The 17,065-nt window shown below is 50.2% G+C and carries 16 protein-coding genes; 3 read left to right on the forward strand and 13 right to left on the reverse strand.

Going from position 1 to position 17,065, the window contains the following annotated elements; translation table 11 throughout:
• Window position 1: 1 nt before the first annotated feature.
• Window positions 2-1,351 carry an exodeoxyribonuclease VII large subunit gene (gene xseA, locus AC51G0_RS15080; protein ID WP_496299504.1) on the forward strand — a complete coding sequence of 450 codons (1,350 nt, stop codon included), beginning with the start codon at window positions 2-4 and terminating at the stop codon, window positions 1,349-1,351.
• A gap of 83 nt (window positions 1,352-1,434) precedes the next feature.
• Here the strand turns inward: xseA and AC51G0_RS15085 are convergent, their stop codons facing one another.
• Together AC51G0_RS15085 and AC51G0_RS15090 are read right to left on the reverse strand one after the other, a co-directional pair.
• On the reverse strand, window positions 1,435-3,045 hold the full coding sequence (locus AC51G0_RS15085) for an ABC transporter ATP-binding protein (RefSeq protein WP_496299505.1): 1,611 nt from the start codon (window positions 3,043-3,045) through the stop codon (window positions 1,435-1,437).
• Window positions 3,046-3,235: 190 nt separating this feature from the next.
• Complete coding sequence (locus AC51G0_RS15090; protein WP_496299506.1) at window positions 3,236-3,460, reverse strand: zinc ribbon domain-containing protein; 225 nt, start codon at window positions 3,458-3,460, stop codon at window positions 3,236-3,238.
• A 229-nt stretch (window positions 3,461-3,689) separates the two neighbouring features.
• Here AC51G0_RS15090 and AC51G0_RS15095 point away from each other — a divergent pair, with 229 nt between their 5' ends.
• Entirely contained in the window at window positions 3,690-5,126 is a 1,437-nt protein-coding gene (locus AC51G0_RS15095) for a GH1 family beta-glucosidase (RefSeq protein WP_496299508.1), read from the forward strand.
• Here AC51G0_RS15095 and AC51G0_RS15100 read toward each other — a convergent pair.
• Window positions 5,123-5,278 (reverse strand): hypothetical protein, encoded by a 156-nt coding sequence (locus AC51G0_RS15100; RefSeq protein WP_496299509.1) that lies wholly within the window; start codon window positions 5,276-5,278, stop codon window positions 5,123-5,125. The genes AC51G0_RS15095 and AC51G0_RS15100 overlap by 4 nt on opposite strands.
• On the opposite strand from AC51G0_RS15100, the gene AC51G0_RS15105 reads away from it, so the two are divergent.
• Entirely contained in the window at window positions 5,277-6,281 is a 1,005-nt protein-coding gene (locus AC51G0_RS15105; protein ID WP_496299510.1) for a LacI family DNA-binding transcriptional regulator, read from the forward strand. The two genes, AC51G0_RS15100 and AC51G0_RS15105, sit on opposite strands and share 2 nt — an antisense overlap.
• Before the next feature lie 193 nt (window positions 6,282-6,474).
• Here the strand turns inward: AC51G0_RS15105 and AC51G0_RS15110 are convergent, their stop codons facing one another.
• From AC51G0_RS15110 to ndk, 10 genes are all read right to left on the reverse strand, one after another.
• On the reverse strand, window positions 6,475-7,350 hold the full coding sequence (locus AC51G0_RS15110; protein ID WP_496301970.1) for an alanyl-tRNA editing protein: 876 nt from the start codon (window positions 7,348-7,350) through the stop codon (window positions 6,475-6,477).
• Window positions 7,351-7,474: 124 nt separating this feature from the next.
• Window positions 7,475-8,962, reverse strand: a complete 1,488-nt coding sequence (gene der / locus AC51G0_RS15115; protein WP_496299511.1) for a ribosome biogenesis GTPase Der — start codon at window positions 8,960-8,962, stop codon at window positions 7,475-7,477.
• A 182-nt stretch (window positions 8,963-9,144) separates the two neighbouring features.
• Window positions 9,145-10,302, reverse strand: a complete 1,158-nt coding sequence (gene bamB / locus AC51G0_RS15120) for an outer membrane protein assembly factor BamB (RefSeq protein WP_496299512.1) — start codon at window positions 10,300-10,302, stop codon at window positions 9,145-9,147.
• 12 nt (window positions 10,303-10,314) lie between these two features.
• Window positions 10,315-10,926, reverse strand: a complete 612-nt coding sequence (locus tag AC51G0_RS15125) for a YfgM family protein (RefSeq protein WP_496299514.1) — start codon at window positions 10,924-10,926, stop codon at window positions 10,315-10,317.
• Window positions 10,927-10,939: 13 nt separating this feature from the next.
• Window positions 10,940-12,208 (reverse strand): histidine--tRNA ligase, encoded by a 1,269-nt coding sequence (gene hisS, locus AC51G0_RS15130; protein ID WP_496299516.1) that lies wholly within the window; start codon window positions 12,206-12,208, stop codon window positions 10,940-10,942.
• Between the two features lie 103 nt (window positions 12,209-12,311).
• Window positions 12,312-13,427, reverse strand: a complete 1,116-nt coding sequence (gene ispG / locus AC51G0_RS15135; RefSeq protein WP_496299518.1) for a flavodoxin-dependent (E)-4-hydroxy-3-methylbut-2-enyl-diphosphate synthase — start codon at window positions 13,425-13,427, stop codon at window positions 12,312-12,314.
• 14 nt (window positions 13,428-13,441) lie between these two features.
• Window positions 13,442-14,431 carry a cytoskeleton protein RodZ gene (gene rodZ, locus AC51G0_RS15140; RefSeq protein WP_496299519.1) on the reverse strand — a complete coding sequence of 330 codons (990 nt, stop codon included), beginning with the start codon at window positions 14,429-14,431 and terminating at the stop codon, window positions 13,442-13,444.
• Window positions 14,421-15,176, reverse strand: coding sequence for a type IV pilus biogenesis/stability protein PilW (pilW, locus tag AC51G0_RS15145; protein ID WP_496299520.1), 756 nt, complete (start codon window positions 15,174-15,176; stop codon window positions 14,421-14,423). Before pilW ends, rodZ begins: the two co-directional genes overlap by 11 nt.
• A 75-nt stretch (window positions 15,177-15,251) precedes the next feature.
• Entirely contained in the window at window positions 15,252-16,373 is a 1,122-nt protein-coding gene (gene rlmN, locus AC51G0_RS15150; protein WP_496299521.1) for a dual-specificity RNA methyltransferase RlmN, read from the reverse strand.
• 234 nt (window positions 16,374-16,607) lie between these two features.
• Window positions 16,608-17,036 (reverse strand): nucleoside-diphosphate kinase, encoded by a 429-nt coding sequence (ndk, locus tag AC51G0_RS15155; RefSeq protein WP_496299522.1) that lies wholly within the window; start codon window positions 17,034-17,036, stop codon window positions 16,608-16,610.
• Between the last annotated feature and the right edge of the window lie 29 nt (window positions 17,037-17,065).

The following is a 17,065-nucleotide window of genomic DNA, read 5'->3' on the forward strand; positions in this document are numbered from 1 at the left end:
CGTGACCATGTTCGCCCAACAGACCCAATCCAACGATCGTATCTATACCGTTTCCAGCCTCAATGCGCAGGTTCGTCTCATTCTTGAAAATGAAATGGGCGTGGTTTGGCTTATCGGTGAACTGTCAAACCTGTCCATGCCTGTTTCTGGCCACTGGTATTTCACCCTCAAGGACTCACGGGCCCAGGTGAAGTGTGCCATGTTCAAAGGCAGCAATCGCCGGGTGACCTTTAAACCTGCCAATGGCTCTCAAGTATTGGTGAAGGCGAGGCTCTCTCTGTATGAGCCGCGTGGTGATTACCAGCTGATCATCGAGAGCATGCAGCCGGAAGGGGACGGCCGCCTGCAGCAGCAGTTTGAACAGCTGAAAATGTCACTCGCCGCTGAGGGGCTGTTTGCCCAGTCGCTGAAAAAGCCCCTGCCCGAGCAACCGAAACGCGTCGGCATCGTAACCTCGAAAACTGGTGCGGCCCTGCATGATATTCTCAATGTCCTGCAACGCCGTGATCCCGGTTTGCCTGTGGTGATTTACCCGACGGTGGTGCAAGGCGAAGGGGCCGCGATTTCCATTGCCCAGGCCATTGGCCGTGCCAATGCACGCCAGGAATGTGATGTCCTGATCGTTGGCCGTGGGGGCGGTTCGCTGGAAGATCTGTGGTCGTTCAACGAAGAAATCGTCGCCCGCACCATTGCCGCCAGCCAGATCCCGATTGTCAGTGCCGTTGGCCATGAAGTAGATGTCACTATTGCAGACTTTGTTGCCGATATACGGGCACCGACACCATCTGCGGCCGCCGAGCTGATCAGCCGCGATATGACGCACCAGACACAGAAAATCAGCCAGAAATCCCAGCAGCTTCACCATGCGATCCGCCACTACCTTGCGGCCCGCCAGGCAAAAGTCGTCAACCTGCAGCACCGGCTGGATCGCCAGCACCCGCAGGTTCGGCTGAACCAGCAGCAACAGCACCTCGATGAGCTTTCGAGCCGGATGGAGCGGGCAATGCGCCACTTGCTCAGCAGCCACCAGCAGCATATTCATCGCGCCGATTATAAACTGGCCCTGTACTCCCCGGCCCAAACCATCAAACAGCAGAGCAACCGGCTGGAAAAAGCCCAGCATCGCTTGCTCGATGCCATGGACCGCCGCCTGCTCAATGCCAGCCACAAGCTCGCGATGGCCGCGGAAAAACTGGAAACCGTCAGCCCGCTGGCAACATTGGGACGCGGTTATTCCATTACCCGTAACGACAAGGGCAAGGTGATCCGCCGCGCCGATCAGGTACAGCCCGGAGATACCCTGCATACCAAAGTCGCCGAGGGTGAAATTCGCTCAGTGGTCAGTGACTAGATAGCATAACCCGAACACAAAAACGCCGCATGATGCGGCGTTTTTTTGCTATTGATAGTAATCATGCACCGATCTGGAACCGATCAAGCAGCATCAATTAGCATACAGGCATCAATTAAACGCTGGGTATAAATTTCCTGCGGGGCCTCAAACACTTGCTGTGCCGTACCTCGCTCAACTACCTCTCCGCGCTGCATCACAATCACTTCATCCGATATCGCCCGTATCACCGACAGATCATGACTGATAAATAGGTAACCGATATTATGACGCTGCTGTATATCTTTGAGTAATTCCAGTACGGTCAATTGCACCGAGCGATCCAATGCCGAGGTCGGCTCATCCAACAAGATAAACTGCGGCTCCATGATCAATGCCCGGGCGATGGCTATCCGCTGTCGTTGACCGCCCGAAAACTCATGCGGATAGCGGTTAATACAACTAGGCTCGAGACAAACCTCTTCCAGCGCCTGGCGAGCCCGCCACATGCGTTCTTGCTTGCTTATAGCACCAAACACGGTCATAGGCTCGGTAATGATCTCACCCACCGTCATCCTTGGTGACAGTGAACCATAAGGGTCCTGAAATACCATCTGCATGTTGCGCTTCAACTCATAACGTTGCCGGGCGGTCATCGTACTGATGTTTTGGCCTTCAAAACGAATTGTCCCGGTCGACGGAAGCAGCTGCATCAGGGCCCTGCCAAGGGTTGATTTTCCGGAACCGGACTCACCGACAATCCCGACCGTTTGCCCCGGGCGTACCGCCAGGCTGATCCCTTTTACAGCCTCAAGATGCTCTGTCTCCATACCTAGCCAGTTGGTTTTCAGCACATACTTCACATTGATGTTGTCAGCTTCCAACACATTCGATGAGTGAGTCACTTCAATAGGCCCGTGTGCTTTGGGCTCTGCATCCAATAACATTTTGGTGTAGCTATGGCGGGGCTGGGTAAAGATCTGGCTTACGCTCCCGGTTTCAACCAGCTCACCTTTGCACATGACAACCACATCATCGGCAAAATGCTTGACTACCCCCAGATCGTGGGTAATAAACAAAATCGCCATTCCCATTTCTACCTGGATATCTTTCAGTAACTTCAGTACTTCGGCCTGTACCGTGACATCCAAGGCGGTCGTAGGCTCATCAGCAATCAGGATATCGGGCTTGTTAGCCAGTGCCATGGCTATCATGATCCGCTGCAGCTGGCCGCCTGAAAATTCGTGAGGGTAATGCCGTAACCGCTTTTCAGGATCGGGCAGCTGCACCTTATCAAACAATGCCAGCGTCTCGGCCTGGGCTTCTTTGCGTGACACCTTGCGGTGGCAAACAATCGCTTCAGCCACTTGCTCCCCGACAGGCATATACGGATTAAGCGAAGTCATCGGCTCTTGAAAAATCATTGCAATTCTATCGCCGCGTACACGTCGCAGCGATTTCTCAGACATCGTCAGCAGCTCCTCACCGAGAAAGCAAACAGAGCTGTCAGGTTCAATCGTCGCGTTGGGAGGCAGCAGCCCCATAATACTGCTGGAAGAGACTGATTTTCCCGAGCCTGACTCACCAACCAATGCCAGTGTCTGCCCTTTCTCGAGCTGAAAGGAGATGCCTTTCACTGCCTCGACGGTTTCATCTTCCATTCGAAACGAAACAGACAGGTTGCTAACTTGTAGCAGTGGAGAAACTGAAGCCATACCAATAATCCCTATTAGTGAACACAATTATCGTAATGACAATCATTCCCACAGAAAATTGACGTGATTGAAGACGATTTACCACTGTTAAGTATTAGCCTGCTTGGTGTATATAGCCAGATAAGGCCCGAAAGGTAGGATAAACCCAACACTGGCAATACTATTGACCACCAGTGCCGGAAACCAGAAATTAAACTGCCTCGAACACCACCTTAACGCGGGATTTTGATTTCAGCTCGTTGCAGCGATTGCAGAAATAGCTGGCTGAACCACAGGCCTGCAGTTTTTCCAGCTCCTCTTCACAGTCGGGACAAAATGCCCGCTTCTTTACTGGCTGCTGACAGGCATCGCAATAATACTGGCTGTTTTTCCAGCTCAGCTCACTCTGGCAACTAGGACAAGCATTCTTACTCATCGTCTTCCTTCCCTATGACAAGTCTCGTTATCCCGCATAATCGGCGATTCACCAACATTGCGCAATGAAAAATACGGGACATGCAATGATCGTTTGATCCTCCTCAGTTTAACGATCCTTTTGATCATGATCACGGTTTCAATCAAAAATGAAACCGGTTTCTGTAACCGGTTTCATTTTTATTTTACAGTCTCCCTGTTCTGTTCATTGACCAAAAGGTAATCCAGCTATGACGAGCGAAAAAAGCGCATCAGCTTTTCCTGACGACTTCTTATGGGGAGCAGCATCAGCCGCCTACCAAGTTGAAGGTGGCCATGATGCTGACGGTAAGGGGCCATCAATATGGGATGTTTTTTCCCACCAGCCAGGTACGACTCACGAGGGTACTAACGGTGATATAGCCGCAGATCATTACCATCGCTTTAAAGAAGACGTGGTACTCATGGCCGAAGCCGGGCTGCAAAGCTATCGCTTTTCAATTAGCTGGCCGCGCTTGTTGCCACAAGGCCGTGGCAAGGTCAATGCTGCCGGCGTCCAGTTTTACAGCGATCTGATTGATGAGCTGCTAAAGTACGGCATCAAGCCCATGATCACCTTATATCATTGGGATTTGCCGCAAGCCCTGCAAGACATCGGTGGCTGGGAAGCTCGGGAAACTATCGAAGCCTTTGAACAGTATGCCCGACTATGCTACGACGCATTCGGCGATCGGGTCGAGCTTTGGTCGACCTTCAACGAAACCCTTATTTTCATTGGTATGGGCTACTTCACCGGGGCACATCCCCCAGGCCTGAGCGATCCAAAACGCGGTATCCAAGCCTGCCACCATGTCTTCGTTGCCCACGCCAAAGCGGTACAAGCATTCCGCCAGTACCAGGAGCAAGGCCGTATTCCGGCCAATGGCCAGATCGGTTTTGTCAATGTGATGCAGCCACACGATCCGATCACCAATAGTCCGGAAGATATTTCCGCCTGTAAAATGGCCGATGACCTCCTGACCCACTGGCTCTACGATCCGGTACTCAAGGGAGAATACCCGCCGCATATCCTGAATATGGCTCAGCTTAAATGGGGAGTGCCAGAGTTTGCTCCGGGAGATGAAGTCCTGCTCAAAGATAATATCTGTGACTTTATCGGGGTAAACTATTACAAGCGCGAGTGGATTGCAGCCAACCCTGATGTTGATAACACCAGCATTAACACCACGGGCGAAAAAGGCTCGGGGCAAGAGTTTGGCTTCAAAGGGCTATTCAAATTTGTCCGGAACCCGAAGTCCACCTATACCGACTGGGATTGGGAGATATACCCAGAAGGGCTTTGCGTCGGGATGATGCGCTTAAAAGAGCGCTACGGTGATATTCCGTTCTATATCACCGAAAACGGACTGGGTGCCAAAGATCCTATCGTTGACGGTGAAGTACTTGATGATCCGCGTATTGACTATCTATCGAGCCATATTAGCGCAGCCGAGTCTGCCATCAAGCAAGGTATCGATGTACGCGGCTACTATCCCTGGTCTTTCATCGATCTACTTAGCTGGCTGAATGGCTACCAAAAGCAGTATGGCTTTGTCTATATAGATCGGGAAAATGGGCTGGCACGGAAGCGCAAGAAATCGTTTTTCTGGTACCAAGAGGTGATCCGCTCAAACGGAGTAACACGCTAATCGCTTTCAACATGCGGTAACCCCAACGGGAATAAATCAAATACACGGTTGATCCAAGCAGTGATCATGCCCGACAATACGCCGTCTCGCGCATTGCCCGGGCATTTTCCCTCATTCTGTATAGCGCTATCTTCAGGAACCGATTTATCCATGGCGACGATTAACGATGTATGCAAACTTGCCGGTGTCTCTAAAGCCACGGTATCCCGTGTGCTCAACAATACCGGACAAGTAAAGAAATCGACTGCAGACGCTGTGTACCAAGCCATGGACACCTTGGGCTACAAACCCAATAGCCTGGCCCGGGCACTAGCCACCAACTGCACCAATACCTTGGGTTTAGTCGTTTCGGCCTTTGAGGGTGCCTATTTCAGCAGCCTGATGCGCCAGGCTTCGGAAACAGCCGCACTTGCAGGCAAGCAGCTACTGATCATGGATGGTGGCCACAGCCAACATTCTGAATACCAGGCTATCAATAGCCTGGTCGAGCGCAAAGTCGATGCGGTGATCCTATATACCCGAAAAATGCCGGCCGGGGAGTTGAAACAACTGATGGAAAACCTGCCGATACCTTTGGTGGTGATAAACCAAATGGTTGAAGGGTTTGAATCCCGTTGTGTCTGCTTTGATCAATATCAGGCAGCCTGCGATGCCACCGAGTTTCTACTTTCCCGCGGGCACCGTGAGATTGCCTGTATCAGCGGGCCGGAGAGCTCTGTCAATTCACGTTTACGACTCAAGGGATTCAACGATACGCTGGCCAAGCACCAGCTTAGCCATAGTGGTACGTACCACGGGGACTATTTCAGCCAAAGCGGTTATCACGCTTGCCAGGTCCTGCTTGGCAGCAAACGACCATTCAGCGCACTCTTTACCGCCAACGACAATATGGCAATGGGTGCTATCCGTGCTTTGCACGAAGCTGGGGTGAAAGTACCCGAAGAAGTTTCAGTGATCGGTTTTGATAATGATCCTGCAGGCCAGTTTTTGATACCCAGCCTATCCAGCGTCATGCTTCCGGTAGACGCTATGGCACAAGCCGCTGTCGAACAAGCCCTATTACTGGTTAAAGGTGAAAAGATCAGCCCTATTGGTTTATTTTCAGGCGACTTGATCGTTCGTGAATCTGTTGATCAACTTAAAAAGCCATCGTGATCAGCGATCTGGTAGCAAAAGAACATTTATCAATACACATCCCGAAAGCATAAGTTACATATCCTGTATTTGAATTTTACACAGGATATTGCACTTACACTTCCGTGATAACCTGGAAGATCAAGCAATATGTAAAATACGTTAACTCGTATCGACCACAAGATTCACTTTACCGTAATAGCCCACCTGTCGTCTAAGCGCTGGTTTTCGTCAGCATCACCAGTTCCTGCTCACTGACTAGCTGAAACTCAACTTCCAGCTTGCTGTAATCGGCCAAAGACTGGATGTGTGTCCCACCACAGGGGATTTCAATCAACTGGCCATCAGTGAACTTGCACTGCCAGTAACGTGAATCCGTTAACGCCTTCCCTTCGCAACGAATCATCACGTTCGCCCCCTCCTGGCACCACTGCTCAAGCTGCTGGTTTACTTTAATTGCCACCTCATCAAGGCGTTGCAGCAAGTCCGCACTATTTAGGCCGCGCTTGCGCAGCGTCTTGCCCAAGCGGTAAGTATCGGTACTGCAGTCTTCAGACACTCGGCTTTGCGTCTGGGCATAACTGTGAAAATCATAATGTCCCATCTCATCCTTGCGTGATGCATCTTTGCGCCAAAAATCATGATGCAGTACCTTGTTCAGTGCCAATGATGATAAATGCCCCCCGCTATGCCCACGGCTCAGCCCCTGCTGATAGGTTTTATCAACCATGAGTTCAACCCGGCTGCCCAGCTTCGCTTCCAGTGCTTGCCCCAGATGATGTACCACCACAAATACCCAGCCCGGCTCATCGCGTTTTACAGGAATATCGGCATCAACATAGAGGGTACCAGTTGCCAGCTCAACCGCTCCCGTATAACAGCCAACAACATCATAGCGGCAGCCTTCAATCTCAATGACGCCATGATCAGCCGGATGATCAGGCCAAATATGGCTGACAGGATGAAAAGGCGTCTGATCGGTTACCAGCCAGCTCCCTCCTTGCTTGGCCGGAACACATAACTGGATTTCAGCCACGGCCTGCCATTGTGGCTGTGCAAACAACACCTGAGTTGGGGTAACACCTGACATCATCTTTCCTTTTCAACTACCTTTAATGGCGATATTTTATACCAATTCACCATGCCCAAGGCATAAAAAAACCCAGCCTCTGGCTGGGTTTTTCGAAATAATAAGCGATGCTTTCGCCTAATGCTTACTTGTCGCGGTTTTTAATCGCGCTGGTAAGACGCTTGCGCTGACGTTCTTGGGAAACGGTTAGCTTTTGCTTCTTGCCTTCGAACGGATTCTCGCTGCTCTGGAAGTGAATACGAATTGGTGTACCCATCATTTCCAGTGACTTACGGTAATAGTTCATCAGGTAGCGCTTGTAAGAACCCGGTAGTTCATTGACCAAGTTACCGTGAACCACCACGATTGGCGGGTTATAACCACCGGCGTGAGCATATTTTAGCTTCACACGACGACCACGTACCATTGGCGGCTGGTGATCATCCTGGGCCATCTGCATAATACGGGTCAGCATCGATGTGCTGATACGCTTAGTCGCGGACTGGTATGCTTCCTGTACTGACTCATACAAGTGACCAACACCGGTACCGTGCAGTGCAGAAATAAAGTGGATGCGGGCAAAATCAACGAAACCAAGGCGACGGTCTAGCTCGGATTTAACGCGCTCTTTCACTTCGTTGTCCAGGCCATCCCACTTGTTGACCGCAATCACGAGCGAGCGGCCCGCATTCAGGGCATAACCTAACAAGCTTAGATCCTGATCCGAGATGTTCTCGCGGGCATCAATGATCAATAGCACCACGTTTGCATCTTCAACCGCTTTCAGCGTTTGAATCACAGAAAACTTCTCTACCGCTTGGTGCATATTCTTACGACGGCGAATACCTGCGGTATCAATCAGTACATATTCCTGGCCTTCACGTTCCATCGGAATGTAGATAGAGTCACGTGTTGTACCCGGCATATCATATACAACCACTCGCTCTTCACCGAGAATACGGTTAGTCAGGGTTGATTTACCGACATTTGGACGGCCAATAATGGCTAACTTAATCGGCTGCTCTTGCAGACGCTTATAAGCAGCTTCTGCGTCAGCTTCCGATAGGTTCGCTTTTTCGATCTCCTCAACCGAGTCAAGATCAACGATGTCACCGTCTTCTCCCTCTGACTCTTTCAGTGATTCAGCAAACGGTGCCAGTGCGCGCTCCATCAGTGCGGTTACACCACGGTTTTGAGTTGCGGCCATCTGGTACATTTCATCTACGCCCAGCTTCCAGAAGTCAGCACACGCGCTATCTGCATCAATACCATCAACCTTGTTAACCACAAGGAAAGTCGGCTTCTCACGGCTGCGGAGGTGCTTTGCAATGCCTTCATCGGCCGGAGTCAAACCTGCACGACCATCAACGAGGAACAGCACCACGTCTGCTTCTTCGATCGCAGCCAGTGACTGCTCGGCCATTTTGGTTTCAACACCTTCTTCGGTGCCATCAATACCACCGGTATCGATAACAATAAACTCGTGCTCTTCGAGCTCAGCTTTACCGTACTTACGATCCCTTGTTAGGCCAGGAAAATCTGCAACCAGCGCATCCCTTGTTCGGGTAAGACGGTTGAATAGCGTCGATTTACCCACGTTTGGGCGCCCGACAAGGGCAACAACAGGAATCATAACTACCTCTTACTTTTCATAGTCTTAATGACTTATTCTTCCATTCATTCTTGCCTCCAGCAGCCCTTTTGGCCACCTTCACCCGACAATAATATAGTGAATGGATATAACGATAACGGCCCCTGACTGTATACACAGCAGGAGCCGACAAAATTTAATACGCTAGGTATTATACCGACAATTTACGGCATTTGCATTTTGTTAATGCGGCCATCACGTGTCACGACCAGATAACCGTCATTCAGCGGCTGCGGTGGAATCGCAATTCCACTGCCATCCGTTTCCTGCTGAGCGACAAAGTCACCGGTATACGGGTCAAGCCAATGCAGGTAGCCTTCACTATCTCCAAGAACAACATAGCCATTGATCACTGATGGCGCACTAAGCAGACGATACTCAAGGTTTTGATTTTGCCATAGCTCGGTACCGCTTCGGACATCAACCGCAACCACATGATCTTTGTCTGTCACTAAATATAGCTGACTGCCATCGATCACAAAATCAGTTGCTGACGAGTAGTTACGTTTCCAGGCCGCCTGGCCGGTACGCAACTCAATCGAAACCAAACTGCCGTTATAGCCAATAGCATACAGACGCTCACCGGCAATCACCGGAGTCGCATCAACATCCACCAGGCGATCAATTTCAGTCCCGCCTTTTGGTGAACCAATCGGCTGTTGCCACAACATCTGACCATTGTTCACCAATGCACCAGCAAGTCGACCATTGGCCTGACCCCAGAAGATACCACCGGAAATTGCAACCGGTGAACTGTCACCGCGCAATGTCAGGTTCGGCACCTCGCTGCTGAGCTGCCACTTAGGCTCACCGCTATCAGCGTCCAACGCCTGCAAGATCCCACGGCTGGTATTTACCACTACCAGGCCTTCGTCTACAAGAGGTTTGGCAAGCACTTCACCTTCAACAGTGGTACGCCAAGCTTCCTCACCCGTCTCTTCATCAAGCGCAATGACTTCGGCATTCTCGGAACCAATAAACAACTTGCCGTAAGACAGGGCTATCCCACCTGCCAGCTTCGCCGTCACCTCGGTTTCTAAATCCTGCTCCCAGAGTGTGTTACCCGTTTCTGGATCGAGCGCTTTCACTACCCCATTACGGTCGGCAATAAAAATCTTGCCGTAGCCCACTGCCGGGGTCAGTTTGGAAAAATAATGCCCGACACCATCACCTACAGTCTGAGACCAGTTTTGTACCGGTGAAAAAGAACTCTCTACCTTTGGCAACGGTGCCATCTGAATAGTCTCTTCTTCTCCGGCACAGCCGGCAAGAATGCCGACTGCCAATGCGACGGATACGGCTTGCTTCAACACCTTTTGCATACGTATCAACCTTTACTGCGCCAGATCGTCAAGTTTGATCTGCAGCGCAGGCGATGTGCCCAACTGCTGTGCCTGCACGTAAGCGTCACGCGCAGCTACGACATCACCTTTTTGCAATAACACGTCACCACGTAGCTCGGCGACCTTGGCCTGCCAGCTTTCAGCGGATACCTTGTCCAGCTCAGCCATCGCCAGGTCAAATTTCTGCTGCCCAGCATAGATCCGAGCAAGGCGCGTCTGCGCAACCGGCAAGATCGCTTCGTCCTGGGTATTACCAATCGCCCAGCTTAGCTGTTCGACTGCCGCATCCAACTCACCCAGTTGTACCTGGGCCTTGGCTAGCTGAAGGGCCGCCAACACTGAATATTGGCTGCTTTCATGAGCAGTGATGAAAGCCTGAACATCCGCCACAGCGTCTGTGCTACCGCTTTCCAGACGGGTAATCACCTGAGTATAAGCATCAGATGCCTGCTCTTTGGCTGCCTGCACTTCACCCTGGTAATAACGCCAGCCGTACAGGCCACCCAGACCAATCACAGCGCCTAGAACAACGGCTTTACCGTTCTCTTTCCACCAAGCCTTAATCTGTTCAACCTGTTGCTCTTCTGTGATGTTGACGTCCACTTCCTGTCCTCTCTTAAATCAATTCTGCAAGCTTCGCTGCTACGTCATCCTGTGCCATGGTAGTTTGCTCACCACCACGAAGATCTTTTACAACCACCATATTCTCGGCAACTTCATTCTCACCAAGAACAAGTGCGATAGCAGCACCAACATTGTCGGCACGTTTAAACTGTTTCTTAAAGCTACCACCACCGAAATGGTTCATTACGCGTAGGCCCGGTACTTCTTCACGAAGTTTCTCAGCCAGCTTCATGCCCGCCATCATGGTGCCTTCACCAGCCGTCACCATGTAGACATCAACCGAGCGGCGTACGTCCGTTAGCTCCAAGGTTTCCATCAGCAAGACTAGACGCTCAAGGCCCATCGCGAAACCAACCGCCGGGGTTGCTTTACCACCAAGCTGTTCAACCAGGCCATCATAACGGCCACCAGCACATACCGTGCCCTGGGCACCCAGGCTTTCGGTGATCCACTCAAAAACAGTGCGGTTATAATAATCTAAACCACGTACAAGACGTTCATTTACTTGGTATTCGATGCCAGCAGCGTCTAATAGTTCACATAAACCCGCAAAATGTTGCTTAGATTCTTCATCCAGGTACTCCGACAGTTTAGGTGCATCAGCCAAAATCTCCTGTACCGCAGCATTTTTACTATCAAGAACACGCAGCGGGTTGGTGTGCATGCGACGCTTACAATCGTCATCCAACACATCCATATGCTGTTCAAGAAATGCCACTAACGCTGTGCGGTAATTGGCACGAGCGTCTAAAGAGCCGATTGAATTCAGCTCTAGACGAACATGCTCAAAAATACCCAGCTCACGCCAGAAACGCGCCATCATCATGATCAATTCAGCATCGACATCCGGGCCATTTAAGCCAAACACTTCGACACCAAACTGGTGGAACTGACGGTAGCGACCTTTCTGCGGGCGTTCGTGACGGAACATTGGACCTGTGTACCACAGACGCTGCTCTTGGTTGTACAACAGGCCATTCTGGATTCCCGCACGTACACAACCTGCCGTCCCTTCTGGACGCAGTGTCAGGCTGTCACCATTACGGTCATCGAATGTGTACATTTCCTTTTCGACGACATCCGTCACTTCACCGATTGCACGCTTAAACAAATGCGTTGATTCAACGATCGGCATACGGATTTCATTGTAGCCGTATGCGCTCACTACTTGCTTAATGGTACCTTCCACTTTGTGCCAAAGAGGAGATTGCGTTGGTAGGCAGTCGTTCATGCCTCGAATTGCTTGAATTTGTTTCGCCACGTTTGTTCTCGTTAACCGATGGGGAATTGAATCGAATATATAGGTTCTAGCAGAAATAGTGAACCACGCCCTGATATTCAAAGCGTGGTTCAGGGTTATTTCGCTATTCTTCCGTTACATCAATGCGATTATTGACATCTAACATTGAGGCTTTTGCTCTGATTTTGGTTTCTAGCTGGTCGATAACATTATTGTTATCAAAACGCTCTTTCTGACGGACACCGTCTTCATAGAAAGCACTTTTGCGATTACCGCCAGCAATACCAAGATGGGACACTTCCGCTTCGCCCGGGCCATTGACCACACAGCCAATAACAGAAACATCCATAGGAATAGTAATATCTTCCAGCCGTTGTTCCAGCTCGTTCACCGTCCCAATCACATCAAATTCCTGACGTGAACAGGTTGGGCAGGCAATAAAGTTAATACCGCGGGCGCGAATACGCAGTGATTTGAGGATATCAAAGCCGACTTTGATCTCTTCAACCGGATCCGCCGCCAATGATACTCGTAATGTATCACCGATACCCTCGGACAGCAGCATACCCAGGCCAACTGCTGATTTCACAGAGCCGGCACGCAAGCCCCCCGCTTCGGTGATACCCAGGTGCAATGGCTGCTTTATTTGTGCCGCCAGCTTGCGGTATGACTCGACGGCAAGGAATACGTCTGAGGCTTTGACGCTGACTTTGAACTGATCAAAGTTAAGGCGATCTAAGATATCAACATGGCGCATTGCCGATTCCACCAACGCATCTGGCGTTGGTTCACCGTATTTCTGCTGAATATCTTTTTCCAGCGAACCACCATTAATACCAATACGGATCGGGATGTTCTTATCACGAGCACAGTCAACAACAGAACGAATACGGTTTTCGTTACCAATGTTACCTGGATTAATACGCAAACAATCAACGCCGTATTCCGCCACTTTCAGGGCTATACGGTAATCAAAATGAATATCAGCAACCAACGGAATGTTAACCTGCTGCTTAATCACTTTAAACGCTTCTGCTGCGTCCATGGTGGGTACTGAAACGCGGACGATATCCGCACCGACATTTTCCAATGATTTGATCTGCGCGACAGTAGCTTCAACATCAGTCGTACGCGTGTTGGTCATCGACTGAACAGCAATTGGTGCGCCATCACCAATAGGGACATCCCCGACATAGATCCGGGTAGACTGGCGACGTTTAATTGGAGACTCGTTATGCATTACATTCACTCTGTTTACTGCGGCAGCTTCAATCGGGCTACTTTACCAACCGGGAACTTGCTGAGATCAACCGGTTCACCTTTATAGCTTATTTTAACAACACCTGGCGCACCTAGCACCAGTTTAAATGGCGCGGTGCCATCTAAATTCAGCACATCACCCGATTTCTTGATCCCGGTATCGAGTCGCTTGCCATTGGCGTCACGGATATCCACCCAGCAATCACCGCTGAACGTGATTTTTAAGTCAGATTCGATAACCGCTGTTTCAGCATCTTCTGCGCTTGCACTCGGGGTCTGGAGGGCTGCTAGGCTATCAGCACTGTCGGTTTCCTCAGCCACCAGCTCGGCATCCGGTTCACTGAAGCTATCATCGAAGCTTACACCAGGCTCTACGGGCTCAGAAACAGCGACAACATCCATCGAGCTTGGCTCAACCGCTTCCAATGCAGTTCCTTCTGCTGCCGCACTTATATCCGCAGCTGACAGGTCAGTGCTGATAGCAGTAGCCGTGTTCGCGCCAGCCAGAGATTCATCCAACGGCTGGCTCTGCTGCCCGGCAAGCTCCTGAACCTCAGCTTCAGGCTCCATTTGTAAGCTCTGCCACCACCAAACGCCCGTCAGGCCAATAAAAATAATCGCCAACGCCCAGGTCAGGCGCATAATACGGCTATCATGGGCCTCTCGCTTGGTGCGGCGCGAAAAGCTCTGCATTTCATGTTCCTGGGGCTGAGCATGGCCATGCAGATCCAGCTTAGCCAGCACATCGTCTTCATCCAGGCCGACAAACTTGGCATATGAACGCACATAGCCACGTGTAAACGTGGCCAGCTGTGACTTTTCAAAATGATTGTCTTCGATGTCATTGATCACTGAGAGGCGCAGCCTCAAACGGCTGGCAATATCCTTCTGTGAATAACCAAGCTTCTCACGAGCCTGACGTAGCATATCCCCCGGACGAATGACTTCTTCTGTTGATAGATCTTCGTTCTGTTCAGTATTCATTGGCTAGATATTTTTGATATTGCTGTGAGTTAGGGTACTGGTCTTTAAGCAAGCCTGCATATTTTTCAACCTGAGTCTGGCGTCCTGCACCATGTTCAAGCTGAATCAGAAGCCATAGGCTGTCCGCTTTATACCCGTACCTCTTATTAAATTTAAAAAGCATGACGCGCGCATCTTTCAAATTCTGAGAGTCTATTTCCAGCTGCGCCAGCTGCAACATTGATTTCGGCCGATAAGGATTATAGGCCAAGGTTTTTTCAAAATAATCCTTGGCTTGCTGCTTACCTCCGCTCTTCAGGCTACAAAAAGCGGCATTTTCATAACTGGCCGAAGTCAGGTAATAATAAGGTTGTTTAATGGCTTTCTCGAAAGCAGCGATAGCTTCATCATAACGCTGCTGACTACACAAGAATACACCATAGTTATTCTGAACATCGCCATTTTTTGGCGAGTCGCGCAATGCCTGCCTATACATAGCTTCAGCAGCATCAGGTTCATCGACTTGCTGGTAGTAGTATGCCATTGCGTTTTGGGCCCGATAATATCTCGGGGAATAATCGAGCGCCAGCTCTAGGTTATCACGGGCACGCTGCCATTGCCCGGTTTCCAGATAACTAAGGCCAAGAGATATCCTGGCCTCAGACGCTTCAATATTATCAATTTCGTTCTTATTGCCAGCTTCATCGACTGTGACACAGCCAACTAACAAGCTACACAATAAAGGGTACATCGTCCACCGTACCATATTTTCCCCAAGCCAACGTCCATGTTTTACCAATACCAGGTAAAGCCGTAAGCAACCTGGTATTGATATCTGTAATTAGACTGCTTTTACAGGGATTTGTTCACCCTTTTGTTGCTTGGCTTGTGTCCGTTTCGTGCGGTCAATCACATCGCCGACCAATTGTCCGCATGCAGCATCGATGTCATCACCGCGGGTCTTACGGACTGTCACGGTAAAGTCATACTCCATTAAGGTTTTCATGAAGCGATCGATACGCGAGTTGCTTGGTTTTTTGTATGGCGAACCCGGGTACGGGTTGAACGGGATCAGGTTAATCTTCGCCGGGGTATCTTTCAATACTTCAGCCAGCTGACGAGCATGATCCATATCGTCATTCACATGATCAAGCAGGATGTATTCAACCGTTACCCGGCCGCGGTTAGCATTGGACGAGGCAATATACCGGCGGACAGAGGCCAGGAAGTCATCAATATTCCAGCGGTCATTGACCGGCATGATCTCCGAACGCAGCTCATCGGTCGGTGCGTGCAACGAAATGGCCAGTGCCACATCAATGTTGTCCGTCATCTGATCAAGACCTGAAACAACACCTGACGTCGATACGGTTACGCGACGCTTTGACAGGCCAAAACCAAGGTCATCAAGCATGATCTCCAACGAAGGGATCAAGTTTTTCATATTCAGCAGCGGCTCACCCATCCCCATCATCACCACGTTGGTGATTGGACGACGGCCGGTCTCTTTCTCGATACCGATTTCTTTTGCTGCCCGCCATACCTGGCCGATAATTTCCGATACGCGCAGGTTACGGTTAAAGCCCTGCTGGGCCGTTGAGCAAAATTTACATTCCAGCGCACAACCTACCTGGGAAGAGACACATAGCGTTGCGCGGTCTTCATCCGGGATATACACCGTCTCAACATCCTGATCACCAACACGCATCGCCCACTTGATAGTACCGTCAGAAGAGTGCTGGGCTTCAGATACGTAAGGCGCACGAATTTCAGCAACGCGCTTTAGTTTTTCACGCAGCTTCTTGTTGATGTTTGTCATCTGATCGAAATCGTCACAACCGAAATGATAGATCCACTTCATGATCTGATCAGCACGGAAGGCTTTTTCACCAAGCTCGTCAGCGAAATACTTTCGCAGACCCTTGCGATCGAAATCCAGCAGATTAGTTTTGACTGTTGTCATCGGTTGTTGCCTCACTAAATAATGACTGATTCTGCGCCTTGGCAACCTCAAGTAGGGTGGTTGCATGTAACAGGACAATTCAAGGCGCGAAATTGTACAGTCTTTGCCTGTTGGTTTCCACTTGTTACCTATAGGGATATATTAGCAGGCAGGCTTTCTCGCGCCCGAAAAACAAAACGGGAAGCCAAGGCTTCCCGTTAATAAACTGTTTTGGCTAAATTTTAACCACCGCCTTTACCCACGTGGGCAAATTTCGTCATCGGCAAAGAAATACGCAATTTCACGTGCTGCTGATTCAGGGCTATCTGAGCCATGTACTGAGTTATGGCGCATGCTCAGTGCAAAGTCGGCACGGATGGTACCGCATGCTGCATCTTCCGGATTGGTTTTTCCCATCAGTTCACGGTAACGTGCAATCGCACCTTCACCTTCCAGTACCTGTACCAATACCGGGCCAGATGTCATAAAGGCCACTAGGTCATCAAAAAAGGGTTTGCCTTCATGCTCGGCATAGAAGCCCTGGGCTTTTTCTGCATTCAAGTGCACCATCTTGGCGGCAACAATTTTCAGGCCTGCATTTTCAAAGCGCTGGTAAATCGCACCAATCAGGTTACGCTTCACTGCATCAGGCTTAACGATGGAAAATGTTCTTTCAATTGTCATTATTATTCTTCCTTTTGAATCAGTTCATC

Source organism: Photobacterium sp. HL06 (assembly GCF_059552575.1).